The 13,766-nt window shown below is 50.1% G+C and carries 7 protein-coding genes; all 7 read right to left on the reverse strand.

Annotation, left to right across the window (positions count from 1 at the left end; genetic code table 11):
• Nucleotides 1–9 precede the first annotated feature (9 nt).
• From SALPA_RS28920 to SALPA_RS09940, 7 genes are read right to left on the reverse strand one after another with little or no spacing between them, the layout of a single operon-like run.
• Nucleotides 10–156, reverse strand: a complete 147-nt coding sequence (locus tag SALPA_RS28920) for a hypothetical protein (RefSeq protein WP_186451010.1) — start codon at nucleotides 154–156, stop codon at nucleotides 10–12.
• Nucleotides 150–911 carry a thioesterase II family protein gene (locus tag SALPA_RS09915; RefSeq protein WP_145093016.1) on the reverse strand — a complete coding sequence of 254 codons (762 nt, stop codon included), beginning with the start codon at nucleotides 909–911 and terminating at the stop codon, nucleotides 150–152. Before SALPA_RS09915 ends, SALPA_RS28920 begins: the two co-directional genes overlap by 7 nt.
• Nucleotides 912–927: 16 nt before the next feature.
• A complete protein-coding gene (locus SALPA_RS09920; RefSeq protein ID WP_145093018.1) occupies nucleotides 928–5,307 on the reverse strand; it encodes a non-ribosomal peptide synthetase in 4,380 nt (1,459 codons plus the stop codon).
• 31 nt (nucleotides 5,308–5,338) lie between these two features.
• Nucleotides 5,339–6,517: a class I SAM-dependent methyltransferase gene (locus SALPA_RS09925; RefSeq protein ID WP_145093020.1), complete on the reverse strand. Its 1,179-nt coding sequence runs from the start codon at nucleotides 6,515–6,517 to the stop codon at nucleotides 5,339–5,341.
• Entirely contained in the window at nucleotides 6,514–8,838 is a 2,325-nt protein-coding gene (locus SALPA_RS09930) for a bifunctional Gfo/Idh/MocA family oxidoreductase/class I SAM-dependent methyltransferase (protein ID WP_145093023.1), read from the reverse strand. The genes SALPA_RS09925 and SALPA_RS09930 overlap by 4 nt, the downstream gene beginning before the upstream one ends.
• Entirely contained in the window at nucleotides 8,835–9,935 is a 1,101-nt protein-coding gene (locus tag SALPA_RS09935) for a saccharopine dehydrogenase NADP-binding domain-containing protein (protein ID WP_145093026.1), read from the reverse strand. Before SALPA_RS09935 ends, SALPA_RS09930 begins: the two co-directional genes overlap by 4 nt.
• The gene (locus tag SALPA_RS09940; RefSeq protein ID WP_255451127.1) at nucleotides 9,932–13,621 is read right to left on the reverse strand and encodes an amino acid adenylation domain-containing protein; all 3,690 of its coding nucleotides are present in this window, start codon (nucleotides 13,619–13,621) and stop codon (nucleotides 9,932–9,934) included. The genes SALPA_RS09935 and SALPA_RS09940 overlap by 4 nt, the downstream gene beginning before the upstream one ends.
• Nucleotides 13,622–13,766: the final 145 nt, after the last annotated feature.

A 13,766-nucleotide genomic window follows, 5' to 3' on the forward strand; every position in this document is an offset into this window, starting at 1 on the left:
CCCATTCTATTACGTCTTAACCAGGCAAACCTGATCTGCCGTTTTTTCCTGTTCCCGTTCCAATTGTCGATAGTCAGCTACCGGCAGATCCATCGCCACTCTTCGGCCATCCATCTTAACAATCTTGGTTGGTGAACCGATCACTGCTGTCAGCATAACGCAAAGTGCCGGAAAAGTATTTTCCTGACAGATTGCAACAGCGCCTTCTTTTGCGTTTGCAGAAAAAAATGATTCCCGTTCAGCATTTCAAGCGTAAACTCATTGCACGTATGTCGTGACCACGCTCTCAGCTCTTCTTGATTGGCCTCCGTATCCTCTATACCGCCAAATCCCGAAATTGGGCAGGATAGTGGCGCATCCACCGAATAAACATAGGTTTCATCCACTGTAAAATCCGCCCGTAAAATCGGAATAAATAACTCCATAAGTTCTTGGCTCCGCAAAACCGATTCCGGTGTGCCGGAAAAGCGGCGCAGTTCCTCTACAAACGCCTCATCAGGCAAATGGTGAAGCGGCTTTGGTTCCGGTATGTCAGGAGCACGGCTTCCGGACACAATCAGGCGACTGGGCTGAATTTTCCATTTCTTGCGCAGATGCCGGGCAATTTCGAAAGCAATCCGCGCCCCCAGACTATGGCCGAAAAGAATAAACGGGCATTGCAGGTACGGAACGATTGCCTCGGAGATTGCACCCACCAGTCTGCTCATGTCACATAAAGGCAGTTCTGCTATCCGGTTTTCCCGGCCTGGAAGCTGTATGGGATATATGCCTGCCGCTGCGGGTAAGGCTTTGGCCCAGCCCCGGTAAACAGACGCGCCGCCGCCTGCATAGGGCAGACAGAAGATACGGATTTTATCTTTAGCGTCAGGGCATCTAAGCAACCATGGGGTTCTTATTTTTTGATGATTCATGCTAAACTCCTGTTGGTTATTTTTTTACAAATACCTCGCCAATCACCTTGGCAAGATCGCTTACATTCGATTCGGCCTCAATACAAGTGAGGTGATTGCCGGCAATCTCTTGCACTGCAACCTCACCGAGGCAGATTGCCTGCCAGAAATCAAGCGTCGTTTCATTGATGCCGGGTAAAAAATCATATGGTTCACGCGCCATCAAAAGACGAATATCTCCCATATAGGCCGGCGGTGTAAAGCGGGCCGCTTTAAAGTTTTGTCGATAAACCTTAAATAAGCCTTCAGCTATCTCGACCGGCATTGGCTCGCCATTGAACTGGTCAATTGCTTTGACATAACTAGTGAAACGTTCGCGCATACTGAGGGTCGCCAGTCTTCGGCAGAGATCGCCCACTTTATTGAGGCTTTCGTGTCCGCCAATTGTGCCTGAGGACCCTTGGGGAACACAATTGCCATTATTCTTCATGATATACAGACCACCCCGTACTAAATCGGCTTGATCCACTCTGCCAAAACCGGCCTGCTCCAGGGTGATATTGAGATGAGGCACAAACATTGTTTCCAGCAGGATATCATCATCAACAGCAGGCGTTGGGGGAACTTCAATCAAAACCAGATCCAGAATATGTATCCCCCGCTCAAGCAGACGTCTGGCAACTTCAATCGCAATGAGTCCTCCAAAAGAATAACCGATAAGCTGCATCTGCATGTTGCCTGTCTCCAATAAGCGTCCGGCATAATCATCGGCTACTGTTTCAATCAGTTCCGCTGATTCAATTATGCAGTATTGTTCAATGTCTGCTATGGTTATTCCGACAACCGGTCCTAATTTCTGAGCTGTAAGCTGTTTTAAGAGTGGGCGGAAACTGTCCATGGTGCCTAAAACGGCATGGAAAACCACTCTGAGCGGACCGGTCTCTTCCCCGCCGTAAGAAGTAAGTACGGCGTTATTTCCTGTTTTGCCCTGATTCCCTGCAGTTGGGACATCCGGTGTGCTTTCTGCTTCCTGACGATAAGATCGGATAAATTCGGCCAACGCGGCGACTGTCGGGTAATTCAACATTTGCCTGAATAACGCATCAAAGGGAATTTTTACCTGTAAAGGACCCTCTGCCATCTTATCGCGCAATTTCCCTGCCACCTGAGCCATAATGAGCGAATCAGCGCCATGATCATAAAAGTTTTGTAATTTCCCAATCCGGGGAATGGACAATGCCTCCGCCCATAACCGGGCAATTTGCGCTTCCAGAATGTCGAAACTTTCTTCATCTATTGCCGCTGTGGGATGCTTCGTAATTGCCTTGGCACTCCATTTCGCCAGTTCGCGCCGATCAATCTTGCCATTGCCGGTCAGCGGCAGTGCATCAACAATATGCAGACGGGCAGGAATCATGTGAGCAGGCAGCCGTTTTGCGAGGAAATCGGTCAATTCAGACACCAGCGCCGGTATGCAGTCTTGTTCAAAGCAAGTCATCTCCACAATGCCGGTCAACGCTTTATTATCGCTTGCACCCTCTACCACAACCACGGCGGCAGTTACAGCAGAGTGCTTTAGCAGTGTTGACTCGATTTCCCCCAGTTCGATCCTATGTCCCCTGATTTTTACCTGAGTATCACTGCGGCCGAGAAATTCAATTTCACCGCCAGGTCTATACCTTCCCAGATCGCCGGTACGGTAAAGCCGTTGTCCATCAACAGGCTGGAGGAGAAAACGGTCTTTTGTGGTTTCTTTATCCGCGAAATAGCCTTCAGCAAGACCAGTACCGGCAATATAAAGCTCTCCCGGCGCCCACACCGGACAATCCCGCAGCTTTTCGTCCAGCACACGGAATGCCTGATTGGCAAGCGGCCGCCCATACGGTATACTGCTCCAGTCTGGCTGCACTCCTCTATAAAGATGAAAAATTGACCAGATTGACGCTTCGGTAGCGCCGCCAAGGCTGACGACCTGCGCGGCAGGCGCATATTTGGGTACCATATCAGGCAGAGTGAGCGGTATCCAGTCTCCGGATAACATGACAAGCCGCAATTTTTTCAGAAAAATATTATGGTCGGAATGCAGGCAGGCAACCAGCATTTGCATCAATGCCGGAACCGAATTCCACACCGTAACCTCATGATCAACCATCAGTTTCGCCCAGTGAGACGGATCGTTCTGCTTGTCGGCAGACGGATAAATCAAAGTTCCACCTGCCGACAGAATGCCAAATATATCATAGACAGATAAATCAAAGCTCAATTGAGCCAGCCCCAAAAGCCTGTCATCCGGGCTGATGTTAAAACGGCTGTTGATGTCTGTAATGGTGTTGGCGGCAGCACGGTGTGTAATTACAACTCCTTTAGGCTGGCCGGTCGATCCTGATGTGTGTATGATGTATGCCGGCAGATCAGGATCACCATCGCTTCTGAGCGTATTTTGCCTGTGCGGCTGAAGCTTATCGACTTCAATGGCCGTAATGTTCTCCGGCCATTTGATCCTGACTGCCGAGCAGGTTAAAACATGACGGATTTTTGTTTTTTCCAGCATAGCCATGCGGCGCAAATCCGGCTGTGCAACGTCAATCGGAACATAGACCGCTCCGGCTGACAACGCTCCCAGCACTGCCGCCACCTGATGCACCGACTTATCCATAATGACCGCAACCCGGTCCTGTTCCTGGCAGCCGGTTTCTTTCAGTTTTTCAGCCACTGCCGAAGCACTCAACATCAGTTCCCCGTAAGTCACCCGCCCCTGGCTGTCAATAACAGCAGTCCGGTCCGGGGCTGCCTCAGCCTGGTTTAGGATTTTGCTATGCAAAAGCTCCTCCGGCAGCGGCGCTTTCGTATCGTTTATCTGCTTCCGCTCGTTAAACTGCCATGCAGGTAAAGGTACGACTTCTCCTGAATCCCACGCCTTATCTGTATCGGCCAACTGGTGCAGCAGCCCCGCAAAGGCATCAAACATATCATCTGGCATTCTGTCCGGAAAAACGCCTTCCCGGATATCCCAGTTGACCTGAAGGCCGGCTGGTCCATCCATGGCCTGGCAATCAATAAAGACCTGAGGCGTTTGGCTGATTCCCCGTCCTTCAAACATCCCCTTCAGTTGACTGCCTTTTGTTGCCCCGACAAGACCAATGGCACTCGTAAACACAATCGGCATTAACGCGGCTTCCCGCCCGCGCCTGCGGGAGATTTCCCTAATCACCTCGACACCGGAAAAGAGCCGGTGATCCAGATCGTCAAACAGTTGTTTACTCATTAATTTTGCCTGCTCACCAAGCGAGTTTCCGGCATGCCAGTCCACAGCAAGCAGACTGACTGATGTAAAATCACCTACGATATCATTAACTTGGGGATCTAAAGGAAGTCTGTTCAATACGGTGAGGTTCAGGCAAAATTTTTTATTGCGGCTCCATCGCTCAAGAACAGCCGCATAGGCTGCCATCACCGCAGATGTCGGCGTCAGGCCGCGTTGATGCGCTTTTTGTTTAAATCGGTCCCAGCTTTGTATATCCAGTTGAAGAAACCATCGGCTAAACCGCGCCTTTCCGGAACTATTCCTGATTTTTGTCAATGGAAGTTCAGGCGCCGGCGGCAAATCATCAAGCCGGCGAAACCAGTAATCCCTGTCCCTTGCATAAACATCACTTTCCCGCAAACCGCGCTCGGCCAGAAGGTAATCGCGGAAACTAAGCTGGAAATCGGGTAGTTTTTGCTCCGGATGGTAGTAAAGCGATTCAAATTCCGAGAGAAGCCGCCAGATACTCGCCCAGTCGGCAATAAGAAACTCTATGGAAAAATGCAGCACAGAATGATCCGGAGTTTTCGTCACGGCCACGCCGAACAACGGCCAGCAATCGGTAGTATAACGGCGATGCCCCATTTCCTCCCTGATTTCTTTCAGCTTAGCTTCCGCTCTGTCTTTTCCCCAGGCTCCTGCATCGGTATAGGCCACCTCCAAGCGAGGCGTCTTTTCCAACACCTGCTGATAGCCGTTCTTGTTAATAATTGCCCTTAACATATCATGACGCAAAACTAATTCATTCCAGGCATCCCCCGTACGGCTGTACTCCAGTTCCGGGTAGTTAAGCTCAAGATAAATATGACAGGCAACACCCCCGTATTCAAATACCTCGCTGCGGCCAAGCAAATAAGCGGACTGCACATCGGTTAAAGGAAAAGGTTCATACCTGGCTTCTAGATGATACTCAACTGGCGCTGGTTTTACTTTTGCCTGAAGCAAAACCAGGATATCTTCCTTATACTCTTTCAGCTTCTGCAAGTCACTGTCGGCCAGCATTCCCTGCGGCGCCCGGTACCGCAGCTTACCGTTTTCTTCCCACAAAGACACACCTTCTCCGCGGATACGCGCCACCAAATCGCTGGCATTTGCTTTGCTGTTCAGTGTCATAACTTTCTCCTCCTGTGTTATACCAAATCCGTTATTTCTTCCTCACGGCAAAAAACTTTTGTCCTAATGGAGTTAGTGGATGAGCTTCATCCGGCAGCGTCAGAACTTCAGCCGCTCCGGCTTTGCGAAAAACATCCAACCACTGATCCACAGACATAAATGTTGTTTTTGTATTTTTTCTGTCATCCTCCGGGCGGCTCATCATGAAAGCCTGCGAAATTAGCATTTCCGGAAATTCGCCAGTTGGTTCCGTGATCAGCATCCAGCCTCCCTCCGCCAAAATGTGCATAAGCCCTTCTACCGTTTTGTCTGTATCGGCAGCATTATTCAAAATACCGGCGGCAATGATGATATCCGCACATTTCGCCTTCAACCCCTGTTGAACAAAATTTTTATCAATATCAACAATTTGAAACCGCATCCACGGATAGTCTTTGAAGTTTTCACGTGCAGCCAAAAGAAAGAAGTTAGAGATATCGGTAAACAAGTATTCTATGCTAAGCGCGCCGACAGCTGCTTTTAACCTTGGCACTACTACAGCCGTAGTAGCACCTGTACCTGCGCCTATCTCCACAATGTGCAGCTGTTCTTCGCTCTCTGCACCCGTCAGTTTTTTGGCTGCAACAATGCGGCTAACTGCTTCCGCCGTAGCTTGGTTAAGATAACGGGCCGTTATCGACTCACGGTACAAAGCATTGGCATAGTCCATTTTTCCTTCAGGAAACAGCAGCAGCGCAGCCTGCTGTTCCCCGCTCATTAATTGCGGAAGTCGTCTGACATTGCTGATGAGATAATCCATTGCCAATGGCGAACCAAGCCTGCCGTCCCAACTCTTCCTTGCCGCACTCCAGCACTGGTCCAGCATTACCTTTGATACAGCGGCTGCCCCATAATAATTATCCCCGCGGAACTTCAGCCAATCCCGTTCGGTTAGCAGTCTAAGCCAACGCCTGATCAGGCACTGATGCTGCGGCGCAGTATTAAAAACAGACAAAATCTTGGTAAGGCTGTACTCCCTTTCCCGGTTAGTCAGAACGCCCTGTGTCTGAAATGTGTGGATCATTGAACTGAAAACAGCTTGCTCCAGCTGCCTAACGAATAAAGTTATATCAGCTGCGCTTATTCCACCAAGGTCGCTGTCAGCAGCTTTTGAGCAAAACCGTCCAAACGCAGAATCACACACTACCGTATGAAAATCTTCCTGTTTCATACCTCACCCTCCACCACCTGCGGCAAATCATCGACTAAGGCTTGCGCAAGCTTACGCCGGTTCTTCCTTGCTGCAAAAAGTTTTTGTCCTAAAGGAGCGAGCGGATGCTCCTCACCAGGGAATGTCAGAACCTCCGCCACGTCTGCTTTGCGAAAAACATCCTGCCACTGCCGGACAGACATAAATATAGATTTTATGCGTTCTCCGCTCTCCACCTGATGGGTCATCATAAACGCCTGCGAAATCAACGTTTCTGGGAGATCATGAACAGGTTCAGTAATCAGCATCCAGCCTCCGGGCTTCAGAATACGCATCAGCCCATTTACCGTCTTATCTATATCAAAAGAGTTATCCAGGACGCCTGCGGCAATGATGATATCCACACTTTCCGCCTTCAGTCCCTGCTGAATAAAATCTTTGTCAATATCCACAATTTGAAACCGCATCCACGGGCAATCTTTGAACCGTTTACTGGCAGCAGTGAGAAAATAATTAGAAACATCTGTGAACAAATACTCTGTTTTACCATTTTCGGCAGAAGTTTTTAACCGCCGGACCACTTCATCGGTAGTAGCGCCCGTACCTGCGCCGATTTCCACAATGTGTAGCAGTTCATCCTTTACTGCGTCCACTGCCGGCTTTTTGGCCAAGCCGATGCGAATAACCGCCTCTGCCAAAGTTTTGTTGAGATACCTGGCCATAACATCGCGATAACAGGCACTGGCGTAGTCTATTTTGCCTTCAGGAAATAACAGGAGTGTAGGCTGCTGTTGCCCGCTCAGCAATTGCGGCAGTTGCTCGACATTCCTGATGAGGTAATCCATGGTGAGCGGCGGCCCCAGTCTACTGTCCCAAATTTCTCTTGCCGCTTGCCAGCGTTGTCCCAGCATTTGTTTTGATACAACGTCAGCGCCATAATAATTATCCCCGCGGTGCTGCAACCATCCCCGTTCGGTTAATAGCGCAAGCCAGCGCCTGATCAAATACTGGTGCCGTGGCGCAGTATTGGAAACAGACAAAATCTCTGTGAGGCTGTATTCCCTTTCCCGGTTGGTCAAAATGCCCTGGAGCTGAAAGGTATATACCATTGAACTGAAAACAGCGGCCTCCAGTTTCCTAACGAACAAAATTACATCATCTGAACTTATGCCAGCAAGCTCACTGTCGGCATATTCCGTGCAAGTAGAAAGTTCGCTTGCGCCACAATAGTCTGCAGCGTTATAGCTACCATTGTCATCCTGAATTTTTCCGGCGGCCTCCTCCAGAATACTCACCGGCAGCGGCTGATGGCTGCAGCCGGGACGCAAAACGGGATATCCCAGTGCAGCAGTCATCTCCTGCCATTGCCGGGAACACAAGAGCTCCTGCTGGGCTCTCATCACCTGCCCGGAACTTTCCCGGATCATTTCTCGCATTGACGACAAGTCCCGGGCAATGGCCTGCGGCCATTGCTGTGTGAGAATATCCCTGTAATTTGACGAAGATGACGGTCCCAGCGTTGCTATGCTGTTTTCAAGCATATATTCAATATTCGCGCCCGCAAGCTCGCTCAGGGTATTCAGATTTTCCGGGATATGCAGCCGGGGCTGCCAAAGGACAGGGCCATGGGTATCGGCAAGCGACAAGCTCCCGCCTTCGCAACCGATTGCTATACGGTGCAGCAAATGAAGATAGTTATCAGGATCGTCCGGATCTACTTCATTATGAACTCTCAATATTGCTGGAATCTGTCCCAGCCTTCCGGTCAGAACATGGAACGGCCCCCCGTCCCTGCTTACTGCGCCGGTCTTCCATATGCGGATTGACGGCAAAGCTTCCAGTAAAATATGCATCATCGGATAGGATACCTGAGAGGCAAACGCCGCATCAATGTATAGCGCCTCCTGCCGTTCCAGCAAAGCTTTGGCACACACAATAAACCGTCTGACAGCAGGTAAATGGACATAGAGATCGCCTGTCCGGAAAACCGCATTGTTTCGGTGCGCGGCGCTAAAGCAGGTCATCATATCTTTGTGATGAACAGGTTGTTCCTGAATAACATGAATCCCCTGTTCGAGAAAATTCAGTGACAATTCTGTGCCTTTGCCGCCTAGTACTCCTGAACGCAGCACAACGCAGGCAAGATCAATATCATTCGGCAGTTGGCGGGCTTCCGTGTACAATTTTATCCCGTAATGTTTTGCGCATTGTTGCGATCTCTCGCTCCCCCTCGCAAGCAATCCGGCCACTTCAAACTGCTCAGGCAGCATATGTAAAGCTGCCAGGTAAAACTGCCCGAAGGTAGATCCACAAACTACGGTACGCAATTTTCCCCCTGTCATAGTTCACCCTCCACGGCCTGCAGCAAATCGTCCACCGGACTTTCAAAAACCCTAAAACGTTTGATGCACCGTGCCTGGTCCAGCCGTTCAATTACTTTGGCCGGCTCAGGGATTTCGGACAGAGAGCGCACACCGGGAGGTATTTCATCCTCCAGTATTGCTATCCCGGCCGCAGCGACCGCCGAACCGGTTAGAACCGCCGGCCTGCCGGCCTGCAGAATTAGCGTCCGCGTTATTTCCGCACCGTTCTTGCTGCCACTCAGTTGCATAACAAAATTGATATATTTCTGATGCCCTGCCGAGTCCAGCTCGGAGGCCGCACAAAGACGCTTTACCGCATTTTTGCTGTCAAGGGGAAACTGCAGGCGCACTTCGTCAAGGATTGACGGCACATGGTTACCATCACCGGCAATATACCATTCGCCATCGCGAAGCGATAACGCAGTCGCTACAACTTGCGCTTCGGCATCAAAATACGGATATAGGGTCACTTCACGGGGAAAACAAGGCAGCTGAACCCTGTATTTACGGCGTAAGACCGCAAGCCGGCAAGCGCCGTTTTTCCATGCCGCCAGTGGTTTGTTGTCTTTTCCTGCTGCACCGGCGAGATAGTCCTCGGCGGCAGAATCTGTAAACTTATCCATAACGCCGGTATAGTAAACCAGGGAATCAACTCTATCAAAAAAGTTCCCCAGCCAGCGCGGCAGCAATCCTGACAACCCAGGCGTCGCGCCTGCTGCATAGAGTACCACTGTACTTTGTGGCGTTCTCCGCAGCATTTCCAGGTTTTGGTCCACGCCGGCGTCCACAAGCGGGCAGCCCTTGGCCAAGCACACCCCGGCCACACGCGCCGTTGTCCGGTGAGACGGTCCCGCGCAATTGACAAGCAGTTGGCAGCCATTTAAAAATGACTCCAGACTCCGGTCAGCTTCAATATCAACCTGAACCCATTCGGCCTGGGGGAACTGGCCGCAGAGCTTTTCCTTCGCTGCCCTGGGATTCCTGCCTCCCAGCCGCAGCGGCTGTTTCCCCCAGTCGCGCAGCATCTGCGCCGCCTGCAGTCCAACATCCCCGTAAGCGCCAATGATACCAATCATATTTCCCCTTCCTCCATGCATTCCATGGTTCGGTCCACTTCAGACAATTTGCCTTCCAGAGCAGCGGCCACCTGCGATAATGACGGAGCTTCAATCAGCTGCCTTAGCGGCAGCTCAACCCCGAACTCTTCTTTTACTGCTGCAAGGAAACGCGTTGCCAACAGACTATCCCCACCAATTTCAAAGAATCCCTGATTACGGCCAACAGCATTAATATCCAGCAGAATTTTCCATATTTCAGCAATTTGCCGTTCCATTCCCGCAGGCATTTCTTCGCCGCTGGTCACTTCGGTTCCAGACGTAAATACTGCGGCAATGGCGGTGCGGTCGATCTTGCCATTAGCGCTTAACGGTATCCAGGGCAGTACTTCAATTTTTTCCGGCAGCATATGCGCCGGCAGATGCTTTGCGGCAAACTCCAGTATACTGCCGGCATCAAGCTCTGTCCGGGACGTTGGGCAACTCCCCTCAATAAGTTCAGTAAAAGAACCTTTCACAGAACTAGAATTCACATGATGAAAGCCGGCCTTCATCAACATTTTTTCCCATCTCCAGGCAGGCAGCATTGGACTATATGCCTGCCGGCGTTCAAAATCAAAATCAGCAAATGCTTTGTCCAGCACGGCAGCTGTTACTGCGGCGACTGGGGTAAGTTCGCTATGCTCCAGGGCAAACACCCTGCCGCCCTGCCTCACCAGCAATGAGGCAACGGCAATGCCCTGATTCGGGTCCCGGTAACAGTGAAGTGAATTTATGGCCAATACTACATCAAAAGAATAACGAAGCTCAGCCGGAATGTGACTATCCGGCAGCCTTTGGCAGGTGACCGGATGAAACAGCGATGACAGACGCCGTCTCGCAGCTTCAACCATTGCCGGTGCAGAATCAAGCAGTGTAAACCGGATATCACCTGGATCAAGCATTTCCAGCAGCCTGAGCGCCAGGATACCGCTTCGTCCGCCAATTAGCGCAGCTTTTATGGGCTTACCGGCAGCTTTTGCTAAATGCTTTATTTTTTCAGCAATCAATTGTATGCCCTCAATAGTTCCCTGGTCCCTGGCAGCCAGACTTTCAGGCGAAAGAATATCATCATCAAGAAGAATTGCGGCTGAAACCTTGCCACTCAGAATTCCCCGATACATATCCAGGCGTTCAAATAAACGCCGTCCTATCTGTAAAACATGGGAATTATGCTCAGTCACTTCCTGTGGATGCGAGGTACCAGTTTTAAGACTTTCGGCATATTGCAGCGCTTCACGGATTGCCGGACCGGCAAGTAAACCGCCTTGCTGCGCGTTTATCACCTGACGCTCGTCAAGCCAGCAGAGCCACATCTGCAGCAAGGGCCTATACCCGTCAGTGATCTGCAGCTTCTCAATGATGCTCAGATTTTTCTGTGCATCTTGCCCCAATTCAGCAAGACTCAGTATTTCAACCATCAGGGCTTCCACAATTTTTGCCTGCATTTCCCGCGATAAACTTTTCATAATACGCGAATCAGAGCTCACTGCTGAAACGGGATGAATCTGTACTGGCACAAACTCGGCGACAACAGCGGCGACAAGCTGCTTTGAACCGGCATTGGCAGCGATAGCCGCAGCCGCCTGACTTACTTCCGGATACTGGCGTAACACTGCCTCAATCTCACCGAGCTCAATACGGTATCCCCTCAATTTCACTTGTTGATCGGCCCTGCCGAGAAATTCAATATTGCCGTCAGGCCAGTAGCGTCCCAGATCGCCTGTACAATACCAGCGGCGATCCTCCAGCTCAATAAAACTCTTATCCGTCAATTCAGGATTTCCCCGATACCCGCGGGCCACCCCTATCCCGCCAATCCATAGTTCACCGGCCACCATATCCGGGCAATCACGACCGATCCGGTCCACGACACGGAAGTATTGGTTGCTCAAAGGTTTTCCGTAAGGAATGGATGTCCACAAAGGATCAATAAACGTAACCTCGAAAAAATTTGACCAGATTGAAGCCTCGGTCGCGCCGCCGAGCGCAATAAAACGACAAATAGGGGATTTTTTCATCAGGCGGCCATAAAGGTCCAGACCGACCCAGTCTCCGGATACGAGCACAAGGCGCAATGAATCCGGCAAAGCCTTCTCGCCGGCGGCGATCATCAACATATCCAAAAGCGCTGGTACGGAATTCCAGACTGTCACCTTCATTCTGCCGATAAGGTCAAGCCAGACCGGCGCTTCCCGTCTGGCACTTTCATCCGGCAATACCACCCCGCCCCCTGCAGAAAGCAAACCAAATAAATCATAAACGGAAAGATCAAAATCAAGAGCCGATACGGCAAGCACTCTATCAGATTGATTTACGGAAAAACGCTTGTTTATATCCAAAATCGTATTAAAAGCAGCTTTGTGGGTAATCTCCACACCCTTTGGTTCCCCGGTCGAACCTGAAGTGAAAATAATATAAGCCAAGGCATCCGTACTTATAGCAACCGGGTGAGGCAAAGGAGGAAGCTTATCTGCCTCACCACTCAAAATCACGGTAATATTCCCCGGATCTGACAACATGCTAAATCCCGCATAATCTGTTATTAACCGGCGGATTCCACCTAGCCGGTATATTCTGTTCCGCCTGCCTTCAGGCTGATCAACGCCGACCGGAACATACGCCGCTCCTGCTGCCAGTACAGCCAGAACGGCAATCACCTGATCAGGCCCCTTCGGCAGCGTTACAGCAACAGCTTCCCCCGGCGCAACGCCTTTTTCTATGAGAAGTGCCGCCATGCGTAAAGCTCTGTCCGCAAGTTCGCCGTAAGTCATACTCCGGTTAATTTTTCCTTCACTCCAGAACAGCGCCTCATGTTCCGGATTTTTTCGGGCATGAATAAAAAAATCCTGATGAATGCATTTTTCTACAACCGGAACAACCGTGGCATTTGTTTTTTCGCGTACCTCCTGCTGTGAAACTGGAACAAAATCCGGAATTGATTTTTCCCAGTTTTCCTCGGCCAGCCAGTTTAACAGGCACTGATAAGATTCCAGCATGGCATCAGGCAAACACTGAGGAAAATATCCTTCAAACATCTCCCAAACAATGCTGATTCCTTCATCACGCTCAGACACATGACAGCACAAACAAGCACGCAACTGCATTTGCCGGAAATAATATTCTTTATTTATATCACTTCTTACAACGGTATTTCCGGCTTTCCCGGCAGAATTGCGAAACGCCAATAAATCGCTGGAAAATACCACAATGGCTGCGCCGTTATCCAACCTGGAATCTCCGTCAATATTATGCAGAACAGACGAACCAGCAGCACGGCGGCAGATTGTCGCGCCTTCTAACTGTAGTCCGGTTTTACGGCATATATCAATCCATCGCTCATCCCGCAAAGACCTGAAAGCTACGGGAATAACCTCGCTCTGACTAACCTTTTCGTCGAAACCATTTGTCACAAGCATGGTCAGATCGCAACCAGAATTCCACCTGCCCAGTATTTCACCAAAAGCTGACAATAACACTGACAGAGATGAAACCCGATGCACAAGTGCAGCTTTTTGAATCTCATTCCACACAGTCCTGCCAAGTTTGCATTCATTGCGAATAATAGAACATTTATCATTTACCGCACCAGCGGATTCTCGCGGCAATTGCGGCCAAGCAGGCAAGCCTTCGCAAGCCATCTTTTCGACTGCTTCCATTTGAGACATTACCGGTCATTCCCCCCTAGTAAAAGTAATTTGATACACCTTTTTGCCTTACTATCACTCCAATATTCTTTTTTCGTTTTAATTAATACTGATAATCATTATCATCTACAGGAATATACTACCATGTTTTTCACTCTTGCTTCTA

Origin of the sequence: Sporomusa sp. KB1 (assembly GCF_007830295.1) — a bacterium.
In the GTDB taxonomy this organism is placed as follows: Bacteria; Bacillota; Negativicutes; order Sporomusales; family Sporomusaceae; genus Sporomusa.